18 protein-coding genes and 1 tRNA gene are annotated in these 21,338 nt (G+C 64.0%); 3 read left to right on the forward strand and 16 right to left on the reverse strand.

Annotation, left to right across the window (positions count from 1 at the left end):
• Positions 1 to 73: 73 nt before the first annotated feature.
• The 14 genes from C8K18_RS29630 to def form a co-directional block, all read right to left on the reverse strand.
• On the reverse strand, positions 74 to 790 hold the full coding sequence (locus C8K18_RS29630; RefSeq protein ID WP_181324934.1) for a tetratricopeptide repeat protein: 717 nt from the start codon (positions 788 to 790) through the stop codon (positions 74 to 76).
• Between the two features lie 5 nt (positions 791 to 795).
• Positions 796 to 1,578, reverse strand: coding sequence for an HpcH/HpaI aldolase/citrate lyase family protein (locus C8K18_RS29635; RefSeq protein WP_006050539.1), 783 nt, complete (start codon positions 1,576 to 1,578; stop codon positions 796 to 798).
• Positions 1,579 to 1,805: 227 nt separating this feature from the next.
• Positions 1,806 to 2,249: a 6-carboxytetrahydropterin synthase QueD gene (gene queD / locus C8K18_RS29640; RefSeq protein ID WP_107709344.1), complete on the reverse strand. Its 444-nt coding sequence runs from the start codon at positions 2,247 to 2,249 to the stop codon at positions 1,806 to 1,808.
• 9 nt (positions 2,250 to 2,258) lie between these two features.
• Positions 2,259 to 2,891 carry a 7-carboxy-7-deazaguanine synthase gene (queE, locus tag C8K18_RS29645; RefSeq protein ID WP_107709130.1) on the reverse strand — a complete coding sequence of 211 codons (633 nt, stop codon included), beginning with the start codon at positions 2,889 to 2,891 and terminating at the stop codon, positions 2,259 to 2,261.
• 98 nt (positions 2,892 to 2,989) lie between these two features.
• Entirely contained in the window at positions 2,990 to 3,721 is a 732-nt protein-coding gene (gene queC, locus C8K18_RS29650; RefSeq protein WP_006050542.1) for a 7-cyano-7-deazaguanine synthase QueC, read from the reverse strand.
• 381 nt (positions 3,722 to 4,102) lie between these two features.
• A tRNA-Phe gene (locus tag C8K18_RS29655) sits at positions 4,103 to 4,178 on the reverse strand.
• 108 nt (positions 4,179 to 4,286) lie between these two features.
• A complete protein-coding gene (gene esaR, locus C8K18_RS29660) occupies positions 4,287 to 4,976 on the reverse strand; it encodes a response regulator transcription factor EsaR (protein ID WP_006050543.1) in 690 nt (229 codons plus the stop codon).
• Positions 4,977 to 7,391, reverse strand: coding sequence for a PAS domain-containing sensor histidine kinase (locus tag C8K18_RS29665; RefSeq protein WP_107709128.1), 2,415 nt, complete (start codon positions 7,389 to 7,391; stop codon positions 4,977 to 4,979).
• Positions 7,381 to 7,980, reverse strand: coding sequence for a DUF4390 domain-containing protein (locus C8K18_RS29670; RefSeq protein WP_006050545.1), 600 nt, complete (start codon positions 7,978 to 7,980; stop codon positions 7,381 to 7,383). The genes C8K18_RS29665 and C8K18_RS29670 overlap by 11 nt, the downstream gene beginning before the upstream one ends.
• The gene (gene rsmB / locus C8K18_RS29675; RefSeq protein WP_107709126.1) at positions 7,977 to 9,416 is read right to left on the reverse strand and encodes a 16S rRNA (cytosine(967)-C(5))-methyltransferase RsmB; all 1,440 of its coding nucleotides are present in this window, start codon (positions 9,414 to 9,416) and stop codon (positions 7,977 to 7,979) included. Before rsmB ends, C8K18_RS29670 begins: the two co-directional genes overlap by 4 nt.
• A gap of 179 nt (positions 9,417 to 9,595) precedes the next feature.
• Complete coding sequence (gene htpX / locus C8K18_RS29680; RefSeq protein ID WP_006050547.1) at positions 9,596 to 10,453, reverse strand: zinc metalloprotease HtpX; 858 nt, start codon at positions 10,451 to 10,453, stop codon at positions 9,596 to 9,598.
• Between the two features lie 114 nt (positions 10,454 to 10,567).
• Positions 10,568 to 11,209 (reverse strand): LysE family translocator, encoded by a 642-nt coding sequence (locus C8K18_RS29685; protein ID WP_053857366.1) that lies wholly within the window; start codon positions 11,207 to 11,209, stop codon positions 10,568 to 10,570.
• Between the two features lie 113 nt (positions 11,210 to 11,322).
• A complete protein-coding gene (gene fmt / locus C8K18_RS29690) occupies positions 11,323 to 12,309 on the reverse strand; it encodes a methionyl-tRNA formyltransferase (protein ID WP_107709124.1) in 987 nt (328 codons plus the stop codon).
• Positions 12,310 to 12,346: 37 nt separating this feature from the next.
• Entirely contained in the window at positions 12,347 to 12,850 is a 504-nt protein-coding gene (def, locus tag C8K18_RS29695) for a peptide deformylase (protein WP_006050550.1), read from the reverse strand.
• Between the two features lie 245 nt (positions 12,851 to 13,095).
• Here def and dprA point away from each other — a divergent pair, with 245 nt between their 5' ends.
• The 3 genes from dprA to C8K18_RS29710 all read left to right on the forward strand — a co-directional run bounded on the left by dprA (position 13,096) and on the right by C8K18_RS29710 (position 17,842).
• Positions 13,096 to 14,394 (forward strand): DNA-processing protein DprA, encoded by a 1,299-nt coding sequence (gene dprA, locus C8K18_RS29700; protein ID WP_107709342.1) that lies wholly within the window; start codon positions 13,096 to 13,098, stop codon positions 14,392 to 14,394.
• A 99-nt stretch (positions 14,395 to 14,493) separates the two neighbouring features.
• A complete protein-coding gene (locus C8K18_RS29705; RefSeq protein ID WP_006050552.1) occupies positions 14,494 to 14,871 on the forward strand; it encodes a thioredoxin family protein in 378 nt (125 codons plus the stop codon).
• A 298-nt stretch (positions 14,872 to 15,169) separates the two neighbouring features.
• The gene (locus C8K18_RS29710; protein ID WP_029969429.1) at positions 15,170 to 17,842 is read left to right on the forward strand and encodes a DNA topoisomerase III; all 2,673 of its coding nucleotides are present in this window, start codon (positions 15,170 to 15,172) and stop codon (positions 17,840 to 17,842) included.
• A 147-nt stretch (positions 17,843 to 17,989) separates the two neighbouring features.
• Here the strand turns inward: C8K18_RS29710 and C8K18_RS29715 are convergent, their stop codons facing one another.
• Both C8K18_RS29715 and C8K18_RS29720 read right to left on the reverse strand, forming a co-directional pair.
• Entirely contained in the window at positions 17,990 to 19,090 is a 1,101-nt protein-coding gene (locus C8K18_RS29715; protein WP_006050554.1) for a LysR family transcriptional regulator, read from the reverse strand.
• A 343-nt stretch (positions 19,091 to 19,433) separates the two neighbouring features.
• Positions 19,434 to 21,302: a phosphoenolpyruvate carboxykinase (GTP) gene (locus C8K18_RS29720; protein WP_107709122.1), complete on the reverse strand. Its 1,869-nt coding sequence runs from the start codon at positions 21,300 to 21,302 to the stop codon at positions 19,434 to 19,436.
• Between the last annotated feature and the right edge of the window lie 36 nt (positions 21,303 to 21,338).

A 21,338-nucleotide genomic window follows, 5' to 3' on the forward strand; every position in this document is an offset into this window, starting at 1 on the left:
ACAGAAGGGGCGCACCGCAAGGCGCGCCCCTTCTTGTTCACTGCGTCGACCGCATGCACTGCGCTCACTGCACCTACTGCGGCTTCACTTCCTTATGATCCCGCAACTGCGCACTCAGTTGCTGATACTTCAGGCGCGCCGCCGGATCGCCCTGCGCGGCGGCCGCTGCGTAATACGCTCGCGCCACGTTCAGATTCTTGTCCACACCGTCGCCGCCGCGCTCATAGAACGAGCCGGTCACGTACTGCGCGGTCATGTCGCCGCCCTCGGCCGCCTTCTTGTACCAGACGAACGCCTGCTTGTTGTCGCGATCGGTGCCGCGTCCATCGAGGAACTGATTGGCGAGCGCCAGTTCCGCCTGCACATGTCCCTGCTGCGCGGCCCTGAGAAACCAGCGGTGCGCCTCGACCGGATCGCGGCCGACAAACTCGCCATCATCGTACATCTTGCCGTACACATACTGCGCGTGCGACATGTTGGCATCCGCCGCCTTGCGCAGCCATTTCTTGCCTTCGTCGACGTTGACCGCCGTGCCCTCGCCGTTGAGCAGCATCATCGCGTAATTGAACTGCGCGAGGCGGCTGCCGCGCTCGGCGGCCTTGCGGAATTCGGCAAGCGCCGCAGCGAAATTGCCGGCGTTGTAGTCGGCAACCGCCGTTTGCGTCTCGGGGTCGTTCGGTTTCGCGAGGCGATCCTGCGCCTGCGCCTGCGCCGCCATGCCCGTCATGCCCGTCATGCCCGCCGTCAGCGCCGCCGCGACAGCCAGCCGCACGACGACGCCACGCATCATCCACTTCACGCTCTTACCTCCTGCAACGCCTGGCGGGTTGCGCGCAACATCCACATGACGTCGGCGGCCAGAGCGATAAAACGAAAACCGCTGTCGCGATGCTGCCTTGCGCTCGCGGCGTCCATCGAAAAAATGCCGGCTGCGATGCCCGCCTTGTCGGCCGCGCTGACGATGCGCGCCATGGCCGCCTGCACGTCGGCGTGCTTCGAATCGCCGAGATGGCCGAGGCTCGCCGCCAGATCAGCGGGGCCGACGAACAGGCAATCGACGCCCGGCGTCGCCGCGATCTTTTCCACTTCGTCGAGTCCGCGCGCCGACTCGATCTGCACGATGGTCGCGATCTGCGCGTTAGCCGTTTGCACGTAGTCGCGCCGCATGCCGTAGGCCGCGGCTCGGACCACTCCGGCGACGCCGCGCAGACCATCGACCGCCTCGGCGCTCGGATATTGCGTGAGCCGCACCGCGTGCGCCGCTTCTTCGGCGGACTCGATGTTCGGAAACATCAGCGTGCGCGCGCCGGCATCCATCACACGCTTGACGAGCCACGCCTCGCTGGCCGGCAGACGCACCACCGGTTCGCTCGGCAAATGCGCGGCGGCGATCGCGCGCAATTGCGAGGTCACGTCGCCGCTGTCGTTGGGCGCGTGTTCCATGTCGATCAGCAGCCAGTCGAAGCCGGCATGCGCGAGCGCCTCCGCGGCGGCATCGCTGCCGAGCGACAGCCATAGCCCGAACAGCGGATCGGCTTCTTTAAGACGTTGCTTGAGGGGATTCGTGAAGGTGCTCATCGCCGCGCTCCGTGACGGTGAAGGCCGCCGCAGATGGGCCAGCGGCAGCCGCCGAGCGTGCCTGCCGGATGAATGCGGCGAGAAGCCTGGCCCGGACGCGGGCGGCCTCTCTGCCTGCTGCGACGCAATGCTGTGACCGGCATGTCTCGCTCCGTGTGGTTGTGGGAGCGATCATACCGTGACAATAACGCGGCAGCAGGGCCGCGCAGCCGCAGCGTTCGGAAGCGTTAGTCGCGGACCACGTCGGCCCAGCAGTTCGGCGTCTCGTACAGGCGCACCTTATGCAGACGCAGATTCACGCCGTAGTGAGCGTCGTAGACGTTGGCGAGCACATCGAACGCGACGGCCGCGAGATTTTCCACGGTTGGAATGCGGTCGAGCACGACCGTCTTGTGGCCCGCCATGGTTTCGAGGAAGCCGCGCACTTGCGAGTCGCCTTCGTAGACGAGGAACGCGTGGTCCCACTTGTCGACGAGATGCTCGACGGCCAGCGACTTCACGTCGGCGAAGTCCATCACCATGCCGCGATCGGGCGCGCCTTCGGTGTCGACCAGGTCGCCTTGCAGCGTGATTTCGAGCACATAGCGATGGCCGTGCAGATTACGGCACTGGCTGCGGTGATCGGGGATGCGGTGACCCGCGTCGAATTCGAGTTTTCGTGTAATCGTCAGCACGGCAAATCAGGGAATGTTCAGATACTTGTGGGTCTGCATCGACAGGCGCCATTGCGGATGGCGTTTGCACCAGTCGATCGCGAGCCTGGTGTTGATGTCGCGCGACGGGCCGTCCATCGGCTGGACGAGGAAATAGTCGAAGTCGAGCTTCGCGTAGTCGGACAAGCGCTGGTTGTCCTGCGGAATCACGACTTTCAGTTCATTGCCCTTCGTGACGACGAGCGGCGCGTCGGCCTTCGGGCTCACGCAAATCCAGTCGATTGTCTCGAGCACCGGCAACGAGCCGTTCGTCTCAATGGCGATTTCAAAGCCGGCCGCGTGCAGCGCGTCGACGAGCGGCCGGTCGATCTGCAGCATCGGCTCGCCGCCGGTACACACGACGAAGCGCTGGCCCTCGCCTTCGGGCCATTGCGACGCGATCATCTGCACGAGGTCGGCGGCAGTGCGGTACTTGCCGCCGTTCTCGCCATCGGTGCCGACGAAATCCGTGTCGCAGAAGCGGCACACGGCGTCCGCGCGATCTTCCTCGCGACCCGACCACAGATTGCAGCCGGCGAAGCGGCAAAACACGGCCGGGCGTCCGGCATTCGCGCCCTCGCCTTGCAACGTGTAGAAGATTTCCTTGACCGCGTACGTCATGCTGCTTTCCGCCCTGTACCGTGTGCTGGTACTTTCGTACCTTGTATTGCTTGTGTACCTAACAATGATTGCGAAACCCGCGCCGCTGCGCGGAATTCTCACGCCGGCTCGGTTACCTTCTCGCCGGCGAGATACGCTTCATAGCCACGCTTGCGCAAGCGGCACGCCGGACATTCGCCACAGCCGAAACCCCATGCATGCAGTTCCGCGCGCTCGCCGACATAGCAGGTGTGGGTCTCGACGCGCACCAGTTCCACCAGTTCGTCGCCGCCCAGTTCATGCGCGAGCCGCCACGTGTCGGCCTTGTCGAGCCACATCAGCGGCGTTTCGAGCGCGAAGCGCGAGTCCATGCCGAGGTTCAGCGCGACCTGCAAAGCCTTCATCGTGTCGTCGCGGCAATCGGGGTAGCCGGAGAAATCCGTCTCGCACATTCCGCCGACCAGCACCTCCAGACCCCGCCGATAAGCGATGGCCGCGGCGATCGTCATGAACATCAGGTTGCGGCCCGGCACGAAGGTGTTCGGCAAACCGCTCGCCGTGGCCTCGATTTCGATTTCGCGCGTCATTGCCGTTTCGCTGATCGCGCCGAGCACCGACAGGTCGATCATGTGATCGTCGCCGAGGCGCTCGCCCCATGCGGGAAACGTGCGCGCCACTGCATTGCGAAAACCCTCGCGGCATTCGAGTTCGACGCGATGCCGCTGACCATAATCGAAGCCGAGCGTCTCGACCGTGTCATATCGTTCAAGCGCCCATGCGAGGCACGTGGCGGAATCCTGGCCGCCGGAAAACAGCACCAGAGCGCTACGTTTAGCGTCTTTGCGGATCACCGTGAAACTCCGTGAATGATGAGTGCCGCGTCGCGCTGCGCGAGGTGCGCCATGCAAGCAACGCGGCGCGACGCGAGCCGGCACTGCTGCCGGCCCAAAGCAGTATAGGCCGCGCCTTTAGCTGAGAAGCTGCGGGGCGCTTATACCGTTGATCGTCGGGCGAGGGGTTCGGTGCGGATCGCGGCGTGGTCGCGCGCGCTTCGACACATTCGGCGGCGGGCGACGCACTCGCATGCAAGTCATTGAACTGGCGCGATTTTATCACGCGATGCCGAAACTCGCCGGGCGCCCCAGCCTACTGCTGACGCAACGTATAACGCAATGAAACCCACCGCAAAAGGAAAAGCCCCAGGAATCTTGCGATTTCCTGGGGCTGAATCCTGGTGGCCTGGGACGGAATCGAACCATCGACACGCGGATTTTCAATCCGCTGCTCTACCAACTGAGCTACCGGGCCAACGAAGAACGAAATGATATCAAAGGGTCATCTACTGGGCAAGCCCCCTTGTCCAAAAAATCTGCGAAAGCAAAGTCGGCCCGCGACGCGCGGTCTCCGCTCGCCCTTTCACTCACCCTTGTTCTTGCCGAGATCGACGCCGAGTTGCTTGAGCTTGCGATACAAATGCGTGCGCTCCAGTCCGGTCTTTTCCGCGACGCGCGTCATGCTGCCGTTCTCGCGCGCGAGGTGATATTCGAAGTACGCGCGCTCGAATGCATCGCGCGCGTCGCGCAGCGGAATGTCGAACGAAATGGACGCCGTTTGCGCCGCAAGCACGCCGCTGCCGTGACCGTCGGCGGAGAGCATCGGCAATGCCGCGGCCGAAGCCACCGTCGACGAATTCATCGGCAACGGGGATTTCGCCGCCACGCCGCCAGGCGCGACCGCCGCCGTGCCGCGCGCGAGGCCCTGTTCGACGGCTTTCAGCAGTTTCTGCAACGCGATCGGCTTCTCAAGAAAGTTGAGCGCGCCGATCTTGGTCGCTTCGACTGCCGTGTCGATGGTCGCGTGACCGGACATCATGATCACCGGCATGGTCAGTTGCCCTTGCGCAGCCCATTCCTTGAGCAACGTCACGCCGTCGGTATCGGGCATCCAGATGTCGAGCAGCACCAGGTCCGGCGCCTGACGCAAGCGGAACTCGCGCGCCTGCTGCGCGTTTTCCGCCGCCTCCACGACATGCCCCTCGTCGCTCAGGATCTCCGAGAGCAATTCCCGGATGCCCATTTCATCATCTACCACCAGGATGGTTGCCATTTACGCTGCCTTTGTCTGCACTGTTGCTTTTGTCTTTCCCTGCGACGTACCGCCGTGCGCAGGACGCGGTCCCGCTTCGGGAGCCGCGGCGTCGTCTGCCAGTTGAAGGAAGAGAATCGAAATCTGCGCGCCTTCGATCACATCGCCCGCTTTCATGCGATTGCGAATGTCGATCCGCGCGCCATGTTCGTCGACGATCTTCTTGACCATCGCAAGACCCAGGCCCGTGCCCTTGGCCTTGGTCGTCACGTAAGGTTCGAATGCACGCGTGAGAATGCGAGTGGGGAAACCCGGTCCGTTATCCGACACTGTCAGCCGCACCGCGATGCGCGCCTTGCCCTGCGCATCGGGGTCTCCGTATTCTACTGTCCTCGTCTCGAGCAGCACACGCGGGCGCTCGATGTCGGCCACCGCGTCCTGTGCATTCTGCAGCAGGTTGTGGATCACCTGACGCAATTGCGTGGCGTCGCCGCGAATCGCGGGCAGTTCGGAGAGCTCGACCTGAATCGCGCCTTTGCCTTCTTCGATACCGTACAGCGTCAGCACTTCGCTCACGAGTTCGTTCAATTGCAGATGCGCGAGCACAGCGGGCGGCGTGCGCGCGTAGTCGCGGAAGTTGTCGACCATCTGCTTCATCGCCGCGACCTGGTTCACGATGGTGGTCGCGCCGCGCTTCAACACATCGGCGTCGGACGGCGTCAGCTTGTCCGCTAGCTTCATCTGCAAACGCTCGGCCGAAAGCTGGATCGGCGTGAGCGGATTCTTGATCTCATGCGCGAGCCGCCGCGCCACTTCGCCCCACGCAATGGAACGCTGCGCGGAGATCACGTCCGAGATGTCGTCGAACACGACCACGTAGCCCGACGTCTGCATGTCCTGCGCGTCGCGATCGGTTGCGGACACAAGGCGCGCGCCGCGCACGAGCAGCGTGAGCGGCTCGGATTCGCCCGCCACCTGAACCGAAAACTGTTGCTGCCAGTGACCGCCGTCGTCGTGACCGTCGCCGCTTGCCGCCTCGCGATCGGCAAACGCCTTGCGCACCATGCCGCCGAATTCGCTTAGCACGCCGATCTGTTCGAGCGCCGAGCCGAGCACTTCCTGGAACTGCTGACGGAAGATGCGCTCGGCGCCGCGATTCGCGGTAGTGAGGCGGAACTGCCGGTCGAACACGAACACGCCGGCCGTCAGGTTCGCGAGAATGCTTTCCAGATACGCCTTCGAATGCTCGAGCGCGATGCGGTTGTTCTCAACCGCGGCGCGCGCCTCGGACAACTGCCGCGTCATCGCATTGAACGACTGCGTGAGAAAGCCGAGTTCGTCGCGCGACTTGATTTCGCGCTTCGGCGTGTAATCGCCCTCGGTGATTTCCTTCGTGCCTTGGGCAAGCAGAAACAGCGGCCGCGCGAGCTGGTTGCCGAGCGCGAGCGCGAGCATCATCGCGATGAAGGTCGCGAGGAACAGCGCGAGCGTCAACGTGCCGATGTACATCTTGCGCAATCCCGTACGTCCGAGCGCTTTCTCCTGATACTCGCGGTACGCGCGCTGCACGGCGTCGGCATTGCGAGCAAGCGATTGCGACACCGGCTGCGTGAGTTGCAGGAAGCGCTCGGTGGGCTGCAGCAGCGACGCGTTCGAATCGGGAATGCGCTGCACGACGCGCAGCCGCAGCGCGCCCTTGCTGCCGTGCGCGCGAGGATCGCCGTCGACCTCGCCTTCAATCGCCGCGTAGCCGCGCCCGCGCGCCGCGTCGACCATCAGCGGCGTGGGCAGATCGTTCGGCACGAGCGACGCGTAATTACTCGATGCCTGCGCGACCACATGCATGTCGGGCGTCGCGCCGGACATGCTGCGCGTCGGTTCGACGATGGTCGCCTCCTGCACGCCGAACTGATCGCGCAGACGCAGCAACGTGAGCGTCGTGCCGGCGGCGTCCGCGCTCGCGAGCTGCTCCGACATCAGGCGGCCCTTGGTTTGCAGATCGGACAGCGACGCGTCGAGCATGCCGCGCCCGAGATTCAGGCCCGACGTCAGCGCGGTTTCGACATTCACGTCGAACCACGACTCGATGCTGCGCGACACGAACTGATACGAGACCACATAGATGATGCCGCCCGGCACCACGCCGACGAGCGCCATGAAAAACGCCAGCTTCGCAAGCAGCCGCGTGCCGAACTTACCCTTTCGCAATCGCACGATGATGATGATGACGAGCGTCGCCACCACCAGCAGAAAGATCATCGCGACCACCAGATTCGCGGCATACAGCCACTGGTAATAGCGGTCGAAGAATTCGGTATTCGCGCTTGCCGCGGCGAGCAGCACGAGCAGCAGCACGGCCGTCACGGCGACCGTGGAGACCAGCACGCGCACGACGATACTGCTGACACTGGTGGCGGAGCGCACTTTATTTAGCACGTTCGGTCACCGTGAAAGTAAAGCGCTTCCATTCGGAAGCGAGGTTCCAGTCGCGGTTATTCACCGCGTCGATCTGAAACGGCTTGGGCATCAACGCGATGTCGAGCTGCATGCGCACCGACGCGTTGTACGTTTCGCCGGCATGCACGTCGTTGCGCTCGATCACATGCCACGACGACACATGCTTGATGACCGCGAGCGCGTCTTTCAGCGTGGAAAAGCCAAGCTGCAAGCCGCCGGACGACACACTCGACACGCGATATTCGCGCGTGAGCGGCTGGAACGACAGACGCAGACTCTGCGACACGTTGACCGGCTGTTCGTCGAACCAGTACCAGCGCGGCCGGCTCAGTTCGAAGTCGGTCGTGAAGTAAAGCGGAATGCCCTTATTGACCGCGTCTTCGAGATTGCTGTTCAAATCGAAGTCGAAGCGCGCGTCGAGGCTCCAACCGGTGTTGTCCGCTTGCAGCGAAGCGCGCTGCACGGCGATCGAGTCGGCGTGCGCGGCGCCGGGTGCCGCAAGCCAGACGGCCAGCGCGACCCAGAGCACGGCAGCGAGCCGAAGCGGGAAGAAGCGTTTGATGGTCACCGTTTCTGAAAGCGCGCGTAGAAAAATCCGTCGTGGTCTGAGTTCGCGCCGGCGCTGATGTCAGCGAATTCTCCGGCATGGGAACCGGCCGATGTGTCGGCGGGCGCGCGGGCGACTGAAGGTAGAAGTTGCCCCGGCGCGTCCAATCGTACCGCATCCTGATATTTGTTTCCAAACCACTGCGCCTGCAACTCGCCTTCTTCGGGAAAGATCGAGCACGTAACGTAAAGCAATTCGCCGCCAGGTTTCACGAGCGGCCAGAGCGCGCCGAGGATCCGCCGCTGTTCGTCGACGAGAGCGGGAATATCGGACGCGCGGCGCAACCAGCGAATGTCCGGATGACGCCGCACGATGCCCGACGCCGAACACGGCACGTCGGCGAGAATGCGGTCGAACGGCTGGTCGATGTCGTCGTGCCATTTGGACGGCGCGCCGGCGTCGCCGATTCGCACCTCCGCTTCGAGCTTGAGCCGCTGCAGGTTTTCGCCGATCCGCCGCGCGCGCGACACGTCGCTTTCGAGCGCCACCAACTGCAGGTTCGCGAGTTCGAGCAGATGCCCGGTCTTGCCGCCAGGCGCCGCGCACGCGTCGAGCACGCGCATGCCGTCGCGCACGCCGAGCAGTTGCGCGGCGAGCTGCGCGCCCGCGTCCTGCACGGACACGACGCCCTCGTTAAAGCCAGGAATGCGATCGACCGGCATCGGCGTGGCGAGCATCACCGCGTAGTCGCCAACCTTGCTCGCGCTGATGTGATGGTCCTCGAGCACTTGCAGGTACGCTTCGACCGTCGAATGACGCGCGTTCACGCGCAGCGTCAACGGGCCTTGCGTATTGCCGGCCGCGAGCACGTCTTGCCATGCTTCGGGCCATGCGCGTCTCACGGCGTCGATCCACCATGTCGGGTAATTCCAGCGCGCGACTTCGTCGGCTTGCGCTCCTGTCAGCAGCGCGTCGCGTTCGCGTAGGAAGTTGCGCAGCACGGCGTTGACGAGCCCCTTCGCGAAAGCGAATTCACGGCGAGCCGAGATCGCCCCGACCGCCTGGTCGACCACGGTGAACGGCGTATAGGCGGCGCTCGCTTCGTCGTCGATCAAGAGCGCGAGCGCGCAGGCCAGTACGTGACCGACATGCGGCGGCGGCGCTTTCTTGACGAGCTTCGCGATCAGCCACTCAGCCGTCCCGAGACGCCGCATCGTGCGATACGCGATGTCCTGCACCGCGCCGCGCGCGGCAGCGGCACTGCCCTCGGGCGCGGCTACGAAAACAGTTTGCAGCGCGGCCGGCAAAGCCGCGCCGAGGCGCACGGCGCCGACGGCCTGCGCGGCGCAATCGAGCGCGAAGCCGAGCGATTCCGGCGCGAGATGCAGCACGGACAAGCGGGATTCGCGCGGACGCGCCGACGAAGAAGCAGAACGCGAAGAAGGCTTTGGGATCATGGAAGAACAAAGGCAGGCCGCGCGGTAGGCGCGGCACAATGAGCAGACATTGTAGCGTGGCGCGGCGTGTGGACCGCGAGCGGGCGTGTGCAGTGCGCGCGGCCGCGTCGATCACCGCGGCCAGCAAATAAAAAGGCGAGCCCGAAGACTCGCCTTTCGTCATGCCGCGCGCTACGCGCTTATTCGAAGCGCCCTGTGCGGGCCATTTCCATCAGGCGGGCAATGCGCTCTTCCGTTGCCGGGTGCGTCGAAAACAGATTCGCGATGCTCCCGCCCGCGAGCGGGTTCATGATCATCATCTGCGCGGTGGCCGGATGCTGTTCGGCTGTGGGAAACGGAATGCCGCTCGCATAACGATGAATCTTGTCGAGCGCCGACGCCAGCGCCTGCGGGTCGCCGGAAATCTGCGCGCCGCCGCGGTCGGCCTCGAATTCACGCGCGCGCGAAATCGCCATCTGGATCAGCGCACCGGCGATAGGCGCGAGCAGCGCGACCGCGATGCCGGCGATCGGGTTCGTGGTACGCCCGTTTTCGTCGCGGCCGCCGAAGAACATCGCGAAGTTCGCGATCGCCGAGATCGCGCCGGCCATGGTGGCCGAGATCGTCGAGATCAGAATGTCGCGATGCTTGACGTGCGCGAGTTCGTGCGCCATCACGCCGCGCATTTCGCGCTCGGACAGCACGCGCAGAATGCCGGTGGTCGCGGCAACCGCCGCGTGCTCCGGATTGCGGCCCGTAGCGAACGCGTTCGGCGCATCTTCGTTGATCAGATAGACGCGCGGCATCGGCAAGCCGGCACGCGTGGAGAGCTCACGCACCATGCGATAAAACTGCGGCGCACTGGTTTCGTCGACTTCCTGCGCGTTGTACATGCGCAGCACCATCTTGTCCGAGAACCAGTACGAGAAAAAATTCATACCGAGCGCAATGACGAGCGCGATCGTCATGCCGCGCGACCCGCCTATCATTCCGCCGATCACGATGAAAAGGGCCGTGATCGCGGCCATCAACATCGCGGTTTTGACCCAATTGAACATGTCTGCAACTCCTTGCCCTAACGCGGGGTTCATATCCGTGCCGCATCATCGCGGCGCCTGATTATGCCTGACTGTAAGCGAAATGTTAGATATGGACGCGCGCGAAAAATTCAATCATCTCGATGCAGTGGCGAGCTTGATGCCCAGGCCGACAAACGCGCTGCCGACACCGCGGTCCAGCCACTTCTTCACCGACGGCTTGCCGGAGAAGCGCTGCGTGACGCTGCCGGCGATCCACGCGACAAAGCTGTTCCACAGCATGCTCATCACCACGAACACCGCGCCGAGCGTCAGAAAGGCGAGCGCCTTCTGATCGGTGCCCGCCGTAACGAACTGGGGGAAGAACGAAACGAAGAAAAGCACCACCTTCGGGTTCAGCACGTTGGTCCAGAAGCCTTGCAGGAAAAGCTGGCGCAACGACTTCGGCGCACCGGCCCCGCGTGCGTGGCCGCGGGCCTCGTCGGCGGCTGGCTTCGCAAAAATAAGGCGTACGCCGAGATAGATCAGATAAATCGCGCCGACGAACTTGATGACGGTGAACGCAGTGGCCGACGCCGCGAGCAGCGCCGTCAGGCCGAACGCGCACGCGAGCGAGTGCACGCAGCAGCCCGCCGAAATGCCCAGCGCGGACATGAGCCCCGCCCCGCGCCCCTGTGCGACGCTGCGCCCGACGATATAAGCCGTATCCGGCCCGGGCGTAACGTTCAGCAGAAAAACGGCGACGACGAAAAACTCGAAATGGGTGATGCCGAACATGGGAATCCTCGAAAGCTGGGCCTTTGCATGACGGATTCTAACGCGTGGCGGACGCGCGACGGGGCCGCTCGCCATCGGCCGAATGGACGATGGGCAAGCGCCGCGAGGCCGTGCTAGTTTGCGTCGGGAATGTGGAAGCGCTGACCTGCGGCGAGTCCGAAGCCAGCCAGGAATTCGCGCACCGGGAGCCGCTTGCCGCCGGGTTTTTGCAGTTGCGTGAGACGCAACGCGTCTTCGCCGCAGGCCACGACGACGCCTTCCGGCGAAACACCGGTGATCGTGCCGGGCGCCGCGTTGTTTGTGCTGTCTTGGGCGGCGGCCGCCCAGATCTTGATCGCGGTTCCGTCCTCGAGCGTGGCCACGCCGCCAGGGAACGGGTCGAACGCGCGCACCTGGCGCGCGAGCACCGCGGCCGGCCGGCGCCAGTCGAGCGCGGCCTCGTGCTTGCCGATCTTTTCGGCGTAGGTGACGCCGTCGGCGGGTTGCGGCGTCGCGGCCAGCTTGCCGCTGCGTTCGAGTTCGACGAGCGCTTCGACGATCAGCTTCGCGCCGGCTTGCGCGAGGCGGTCGTGCAAGGTGGCGGTGGTGTCGTCGGCGGAAATGGGCGTGCGGATTTCGGAAATCATCGCGCCCGTGTCAAGGCCGGCGTCCATCTGCATCAGCGTGATGCCGGTTTCGGCGTCGCCCGCCTCGATCGCGCGATGAATCGGCGCCGCGCCGCGCCAGCGCGGCAGCAGCGATGCGTGAATATTGATGCAGCCGTGCGGCGCGATGTCGAGCACTTCCTGCGGCAGGATCAGGCCGTACGCGGCCACGACCATCACGTCGTGCGGCGTGGCGCGCAACTGCTCGATGGCCGCCGCCGCCTCAGCCGGATACTTGCCTGCGCGGCGCAACGAAGGCGGCTGTGCGACCGCGATCCCATGCTCCACGGCGTAGCGCTTGACGGGACTCGCCTGCAATTTCATGCCGCGCCCCGCCGGCCGGTCCGGCTGCGTGAGCACGAGCGGCACCGCAAAACCGGCGCCGTGGATGGCCGCCAGCGCAGCCGAAGCGAATTCCGGCGTGCCGGCAAAGACAACGCGCAACGAATGACTCATGAGCGGGACGGCAAGCAGGTAGCGGAATGGGCGCGCATTACATCGCGTGGGCGAGCTTCTTCATCTTGCTCTTGATGCGCGTTTGCTTGAGCGGCGACAGATATTCGACGAACACGTGGCCCATCAGGTGATCCATCTCGTGCTGGATGCACACGGCAAGCAGTCCCTCGCAGTCCATCTCGAAGGTTTCGCCTTTTTCGTTGAGCGCCCGCACGCGCACTTTCTCCGCGCGCTCGACGTTGTCGTAAATGCCCGGCACGGACAGACAGCCCTCTTCCGACAGCTTCTTCTCGTTGCTCGACCAGACGATTTCCGGGTTGATGAACGCGAGCAGTTGATCGTGCGCGTCCGAGACGTCGATCACGATCACGCGCTCATGCACGTCGACCTGGGTGGCCGCGAGGCCCACGCCCGGCGCGGCGTACATGGTTTCCGCCATATCCGCGACGAGGCGGCGGATACGGTCGTTGACCTCTTCCACCGGCTTTGCAACCTTGTGCAGCCGTTTGTCCGGGTAATTGAGGATGTTCAGTAAAGCCATGATTTCGAGAGTGATTTTCAGACGCCGCTGACCATGAGAAGGCCCGCGTTGGCCATTCGGCCAGGTTGTCGGCACGTCGCAATGCGCACACGATAGATGGTGTCGAACCGGTTCGATTCAACGCGCCACACGCGCTAGACGACGAGCCCGCGCGGGTGGGGCGCGGCGCTGCAGTTATTTCGGATGATGAAAATTTTAGCATGGCGCCCGCCTGCCCGCTGGCGCTGCACGAGGATCGACCCGCAATGCACACCTTGCCTTCAACGGATCTTGAACTCGCCGCGTGGCTGCGGCTCTCTCTCGCGCCGGGGCTCAAACCCACGGCGCTGCGCCTGCTGCTGGGCGCTTTCGGGCTGCCCGAGGCGATTCTTCGGCAGGAGCATGAGACGCTCGCCGCGATTGCCGGCGACGCCGCGGCGCGCGCGGCGCTGGCGCCGACCGGCCCGGACTTCGACGTCCAACTGGAAGCGGTGATCGCATGGCGCGAGTTGCCCGGTAACCAGGTCGTCACGCTCGACGATCCGGCCTATCCACCGGCGCTGCTGACCATGCCCGATCCGCCGCCGCTGCTATATATAAAGGGGCGGCTCGAGCTGTTGCACACGCGCGCGGTCGCGCTGGTGGGCAGCCGCAGCGCGACGCCGCAAGGTGAGGAAGACGCCGAACGCTTCGCGCGGACGATTTCGGCGGCGGGCGTGACGGTTGTGTCGGGGCTCGCGAGGGGCATCGACGGCGCGGCGCATCGCGGCGGGCTCGCGGGCATCGGCAGCACGGTTGCGGTGATCGGCACCGGCGCGGATCTCGTTTATCCGGCCGCGCACCACGCGCTTGCGCGGCAAATCGCGCTGCAAGGCGCGATTCTGTCGGAGTGGCCGCTCGGCACGCCGGCGCGCGCGGCCAACTTTCCGCAGCGTAACCGGTTGATCGCCGGACTCGTCAGCGGCGTGCTGGTCGTCGAGGCGGCCATGCGCTCGGGCTCGCTGATCACCGCGCGGCTCGCCAACGAGATGGGCCGCGACATCTTTGCGTTGCCGGGCTCGATCCACGCGCCGTTGTCGCGTGGATGTCATCGGATGATCAAGCAGGGCGCGAAGCTGGTCGAGACGCCTGAGGAAGTGCTGGAGGAACTGGGGTTTGCGAAGACTGCGGCTGTGGGCGTTGGCGCAGGCGTTCGCGGACAGCGGGCGTCGACGCGTACGTTCGACGACGACGCAACGGCGGCGGACTGCACGGCGCCGGCGCGACATTCGGCGCAGCGCGACGAGCCGGCGAAATACGCGCAGTCCCAGGCGAAGGCGCAGGCAAACGCCGAGCCGCAACCCATAGCCGCCGAAGCACGTGCCCCGAACGTACGCGATGTACCCCACCCCGACGCGCAAAAACTTCTGGCGGCGCTGGGCCACGCGCCGACCAGCCTTGAAATTCTCGCCACGCGCACCGAGATGGAATACGCGGTCCTGCAGACGACGCTGCTGCAACTGGAACTCGCCGGCCACGTCAGCGCGCTGCCCGGCGGGCGCTACACGCGGGCAAGCCACGGCTAACGCATGTTGACGCCCCTTGACCACTCTCCGGGATCGGCCATGCTACATTCGCGCCAAAGCATCCGCCAAAGCATTCGACCAAGCACTAGAGGAACCACCATGCCCGCGCTGAATCTCGACACCGACCACGACCGGATCGCCGAGCGCGTCAATGAGCCCGACACGCTGTTCGTGGCCTGCCTGTGCGCGGAATGGTGCGGAACCTGCCGCGAGTATCGCGAGGCGTTCGACAAGCTGGCCGAGCGGCATCCGCAAATCTGCTTCGCATGGATCGACATCGAAACGCATGCGGATCGATTCGACGATCTCGACGTCGAGAATTTTCCGACCATCCTGATCGAAGACTCGGTAACGACACGTTTTTTCGGCACCGTTTTGCCGCAAGCAGGGATTGTCGAGCGGATGCTCTCGGACTTGACCGCGCTGCCGGGCGTCGTCGGCGCGCCCAAATTGCGGCCCGCGCTGGCGGCTGCCTGAGCGCCGAGATTCACGGCTTCGTCGACAGCGCCGAGCGGATCGCGACGGCCTCGGCGGCACGGCGGTTGCGAGCGGCGCACAGCGCGTTTGCCGCAGCTTGTCCGAGCGCCGGACGCGCAATTATGATGGCGCGCTTTTAGGGCCGCTTTTATGCCCGCTTTTATGGCAGTTGACACGCCGCTTTCGCGCCGTGTGCTATAAAGCGGTCGTTAATGGGTAGCAAGGTCGCAAACGAGGGTCGCGCCAACTGGGCGCGCTCAAGGCCACCAACCCGGATATACCAACCTCACATCGAGTCATGTCTAAAGCACTGATCATCGCCGAAAAGCCTTCCGTCGCGAACGACATCGCGCGCGCTTTGGGCGGTTTTACCAAGCATGACGAGTACTACGAGAGCGACGAGTACGTTCTCTCATCGGCAGTGGGCCATCTGCTGGAAATCGCCGCGCCCGAAGAATACGAAGTGAAACGCGGCAAGTGGAGCTTCGCCAATCTGCCCGTCATTCCGCCGCATTTCGATCTGAATCCGATCGCGAAGAGCGAGTCGCGCCTGAAGGTGCTGACCAAACTGCTCAAGCGCAAAGACATCGACCGCCTCATCAACGCATGCGACGCGGGGCGCGAGGGCGAGCTGATTTTCCGCCTCATCGCGCAGCACGCGAAAGCGAAGCAGCCGGTGCAGCGCCTGTGGCTGCAATCGATGACGCCCGCCGCGATCCGCGACGGCTTCGCGCGTCTGCGCAGCGACGAAGAGATGCAACCGCTTGCCGACGCCGCTCGTTGCCGCTCGGAAGCGGACTGGCTCGTCGGCATCAACGGCACACGCGCGATGACCGCGTTCAACAGCAAGGGCGGCGGCTTCTTCCTGACCACGGTCGGACGCGTGCAGACGCCGACGCTCTCCATTGTCGTCGAGCGCGAGGAAAAGATTCGCCGCTTCGTGCCGCGCGACTATTGGGAAGTGAAGGCCGAGTTTGTTTGCGCGGCCGGCTTCTACGAGGGCCGCTGGTTCGATCCGAAGTTCAAGCGCGACGAGTTCGACCCGGAGAAGCGCGACTCGCGTCTGTGGGCGTTGCCCGCGGCGGAGACGATCGTCGCCGCTTGCCGCGGTCAGATCGGTGTCGTCAGGGAAGAGTCGAAGCCGTCCACGCAACTGTCGCCGGCACTGTTCGACTTGACGAGCTTGCAGCGCGAGGCCAACGGCCGCTTCGGCTTCTCGGCGAAGAACACGCTGGGTCTCGCTCAGGCGCTGTACGAAAAGCACAAGGTGCTGACCTATCCGCGGACTGACGCGCGCGCGCTGCCCGAAGACTATATGGACACGGTCAAGCAGACGCTCGGCATGCTCAAGGAGAGCAACAACTACTTGCCGTTTGCCAAGCAAGTGCTCGACAAGGGCTGGGTGAAGCCGAACAAGCGCATCTTCGATAACTCGAAGATCAGCGACCACTTCGCAATCATCCCGACGCTGCAGGCGCCGAAGAACCTGTCCGAGCCGGAACAGAAGCTTTACGACCTCGTGGTGAAGCGTTTTCTGTCGGTGTTTTTCCCGGCTGCCGAATACCGCGTGACCACGCGTATCACCGAAGTCGTCGGTCATCACTTCAAGACCGAAGGCAAGGTTCTGGTGGAGCCGGGCTGGTTGCAAATCTACGGCCGCGAAATCAGCGGTGAAGATGCCAACCTCGTGCCGGTGCAGAAGGACGAGAAGGTCAAGACCGACAAGATCGCCGCGCAGCAGCTCGTCACCAAACCGCCGGCACGCTACAACGAAGCCACGTTGTTGTCGGCGATGGAAGGCGCGGGCAAGCTCGTCGAAGACGATGAACTGCGTGAGGCGATGGCCGCGAAGGGGCTCGGTACGCCGGCCACGCGCGCCGCCATCATCGAAGGGTTGCTGGGCGAAAAGTATCTGGTCCGCGAAGGCCGCGATCTGATTCCGACCGCCAAGGCATTCCAGTTGATGACGCTCCTGCGCGGGCTCGGCGTGAAGGAATTGACCGCGCCCGAACTGACGGGCGAATGGGAATACAAGCTGTCGCAAATGGAACGCGGCAACCTGCCGCGCGACGCGTTCATGCAGGAAATCGCCCGCATGACGCAGACCATCGTCAAGCGCGCGAAGGAATACGATTCCGACACGATCCCGGGCGATTACGCGACGTTGCAGACGCCGTGTCCGAATTGCGGCGGCCAGGTGAAGGAAAACTATCGCCGCTTCGCGTGTTCGAAGTGTGAGTTCTCCATTTCGAAGATTCCGGGCGGCCGCCAGTTCGAGATCGAGGAAGTCGAAGAACTGCTGAAGAACAAGACCATCGGGCCGCTCTCCGGTTTTCGCAGCAAGATGGGCCGTCCGTTTTCGGCGATTCTCAAGCTGTCGCTCGACGACGAGATCAAGAACTACAAGCTCGAGTTCGACTTCGGCCAGGACGCGGGCGGCGAAGACGGCGAACCGCCCGACTTCTCCGATCAGGAACCGGTCGGCGCGTGCCCGAAGTGCAAGGGCCGCGTGTTCGAGCACGGCATGAGCTATGTCTGCGAGAACTCGGTTGCGAACCCGAAGACTTGCGACTTCCGCTCGGGCAAAGTGATCTTGCAGCAGGAGATCGCGCGTGAGCAAATGGCTAAGCTGCTTGAAGAAGGACGCACGGATCTGCTGACGAACTTCAAGTCGTCGCGCACGGGCCGTAACTTCAAGGCGTTCCTCGTCAAGCAGAACGACGGCAAGATCGGCTTCGAGTTCGAGAAGAAGGAGCCGTCGGCCAAGACCGCAGCGAAGACGGCGGCGGCGAAATCGGCTGCGAAGGCAGGCGGTTCGGAGTTCGAGTCGGATGACGGCGATGCGGCGGTCGCGGTGAAGGCAGCGCCGGCGGCGAAAAAGGCTGCGGCGAAGAAAGCGCCCGCGGCTAAAACTGCAGCGGCGAAGAAGGCGCCGGCCAGGAAGACTGTAGCTCGCAAGACCGGCTCGTGATTCTTCGGTAGGCGCGATGGGCGCCTGCGGTGCATATCGAAGCCGATGACAAAAAGCGCGATCACCTGCAAGGTGACCGCGCTTTTTTTATGCGTTCAGCAGCCGCGCTCGACGCGCCGACATCCTACATCGGCGCCTGAACCGCCTCTACAGCGGCGTCAACGCCGCCGGCCGCGTACGACTTCCGGGCTTCGCCAACGTCTTCGGCACCGGCGATAACTCGCTGTCCAGCAGACGCGACAGCGGCTCGGCGCCGTCGAATGCTTCCGGCGGCATCGACGCATCCGCCGGTTCAAACGACGCCGACGCCGGGCGTCCAACGCCGTCCTTGATCCATTGCTCGCCGAGCAGGCTATTCGGCGTCTGGCTGAAATGCTCGACCAGATGATCGATGAACGTGCGCACCTTGGCCGGCAAATGACGACGGCTCGGATAGGCGATGTTGATCTCGACTTGCGGCAAACGGTAATCACCAAGGAGGCGCACCAGCCTGCCGCGCGTCATGTCGCGCCCGATCAGATAGCTCGGCAGAATCGCGATGCCCATGCCGAGCAGCGCGAACTGACGCAGCATCTCCGTGTTGTTCGCGACGATCACATTCGACGGACGCACGCGCACTTCGCCTTCGGGACCGGTAAACACCCGCTCGTCGCCCCAATACTCGGAGGGCAGGCTCAAACACGGATGCTCGAGCAGATGCTCGGGACGCGTGGGCGTGCCGTGCTTCTCCAGATACGCCGGAGTGGCACACACGGTCATGCAGCCCGTGGTCAGACGCCGCGTGACGATGCTCGCGCTGCGCATCTGCCGCGCGATCACCACGCCCACGTCGAAACCTTCTTCAACCAGATCGACCTGACGATCGACGAGCGTGACGTCGGGAATGACCTTCGGATAGCGCTCCGCGTACGTTTGCAGCACCGGAGCGAGATTGTGCAAGCCGAACACGACCGGCGCGACGATGCGCAACGTGCCGACCGGCTCGTGATTTCGCGCGACCACCATCTGCTCGACGTCTTCAAGCTCGTCGAGAATCTGGCGCGCGCGTTCCAGATAAACCTGACCCGATTCGGTCAGGGACAGACTGCGGGTCGTACGGTTGAGCAGCCGCGTGCCAAGACGCCCTTCGAGGTCGGCAACGTGACGGGTGGCAACTGCGTTGGAAATATCCATCGCGCTCGCAGCGCGGGCAAAACTGCCGAGATCCGCCACTTTGACGAAAACTCGCATCGACTGCAAATGATCCATATCACAACTCCTGCCGTGTTACGGCTCCCTGACAATTGGTGATAACCAGTGGAAGCGAATTAGGGATTCTCCTACGACTCGCGCAATCGTGCAGAAGTTGCCCGCAAAAGCGGAAATTTCGTCAATTTTCGTGCGACTGTATGCCCGAATGTGGGGCATCGGGGGCGATTGTTCCGTCATTAGAAACAATGTGCTGCGGCGCAGCTTGCCCACGCGCGGCTTTCGAACAGATGAAAGATCACTGTGTCGAGCGCTGAACGCGGCTCGCGCCCGGCTTGGCGGCGCTGAAAATGAAAAAAGCCGCCCGAAGGCGGCTTCTGCGAGTTAGCGAACGCTCACGTCGTCAAGCTGCGAGCTTGCTCTCCAACTGCGTCTTGGCTTTCGCCAGCGCGGGCGGAAGGCCGTGCTGCAGCGTGTCAAAGAGCTCCGTATGCAACGCGAGTTCGGCGCGCCAGGCTGCGTCGTCGACGGAAATGACCTGCTCGAACTGCTCGCGGCTGAAGTCCAGACCGCTCCAGTCGATGTCCTCGTAATGCGGCGACACGCCGAACGCGTGCTCCTCGCCCTGCGCCGTGCCCTCGATGCGGCCAACCATCCAGCCGAGCACACGCATATTTTCGCCGAAGCCCGGCCACACGAACTTGCCGTCCGCGCCCTTGCGGAACCAGTTGACGCAGAAGATTTTCGGCAGCTTCGCGTTCAGTTGCTGCAACCGCTCGCCCGTCTTCAGCCAATGGCCGAAGTAGTCGCTCATGTTGTAGCCGCAGAACGGCAGCATCGCGAACGGGTCGCGCCGTACGACGCCTTGCTGGCCCGCCGCGGCGGCGGTCGTCTCCGAACCCATGGTCGCGGCCATGTAGACGCCCTCGACCCAGTTGCGGGCCTCGGTGACGAGCGGCACGGTCGTCGAGCGGCGGCCGCCGAAGATAAACGCGTCGATCGGCACACCCGCCGGGTTTTCCCAATCGGCGTCGATGGACGGACATTGCGACGCCGGCGCCGTGAAGCGTGCATTCGGATGCGCCGCCTTGCGACCGCTTTCCTTCGCGCTCGCGGGCGTCCAGTCCTTGCCTTGCCAGTCGATCAGGTGCGCGGGCGGTTCGTCGGTCATGCCTTCCCACCAGACGTCGCCGTCGTCGGTCAGCGCGACGTTCGTGAAGATCACGTTTTCCTTCAGCGTGGCCATTGCGTTGAAGTTGGTTTTTTCGCTCGTGCCGGGCGCGACGCCGAAGTAGCCGGCCTCGGGGTTGATCGCGTACAGGCGGCCGTCCTTGCCTGGTTTGATCCACGCGATGTCGTCGCCGATGGTCGAGATTTTCCAGCCGTTCAGCCCTTCGGGCGGAATCAGCATCGCGAAGTTCGTCTTGCCGCACGCCGACGGAAACGCGGCCGCCACATGGTGCTTGCGTCCTTCGGGCGAAGTCACGCCGAGAATCAGCATGTGCTCGGCAAGCCAGCCTTCGTCGCGGCCCATCGTCGATGCAATGCGCAGCGCAAAGCATTTCTTGCCGAGCAACGCGTTGCCGCCATAGCCCGAGCCATAGCTCCAGATTTCGCGCGTCTCCGGGAAATGAACGATGTACTTGGTCGGATTGCACGGCCACGGCACGTCTTTGGCGCCCGCTTCGAGCGGCGCGCCGACCGAGTGCACGCACGGCACGAACTCGCCATCTTCGCCGAGCACGTCGTACACCTTGCGGCCCATGCGCGTCATGATGCGCATGTTGGTGACCACGTACGGGCTGTCGCTCAGTTCGACGCCGATATGCGCGATCGGCGAGCCGAGCGGGCCCATCGAGAACGGCACCACGTACATGGTGCGGCCGCGCATCGATCCTTCGAAGAGGCCGTCGAGTGTCGTGCGCATTTCGTCCGGCGCGACCCAGTTGTTGGTCGGACCGGCGTCCTCACGACGTTGCGCGCAAATGAAAGTGCGGTCCTCGACGCGCGCGACGTCGGAAGGATCGGACCATGCGAGATACGAGTTCGGACGTTTCGCCGGATTGAGCTTCCTGAGTGTGCCGGCTTCGACCATCTGCGCGCACAGGCGGTCGTACTCTTCCTGCGAACCGTCGCACCACACGATGTTGTCCGGACGGGTCATAGCGGCAACGCGCTGGACCCAGTCGATCAGTTTCCGATGTTTCACCCACGCTGGCGCTTCTACTGCCGCCTTCACTGCGGGCTGTGCCTCGAATGATGGAAGATTCATCGACTTGTCTCCGTTTGTAGGGATTGGAAAACGGTA

Origin of the sequence: Paraburkholderia sp. GV068 (assembly GCF_003058125.1) — a bacterium.
Classification (GTDB): domain Bacteria; phylum Pseudomonadota; class Gammaproteobacteria; order Burkholderiales; family Burkholderiaceae; genus Paraburkholderia; species Paraburkholderia graminis.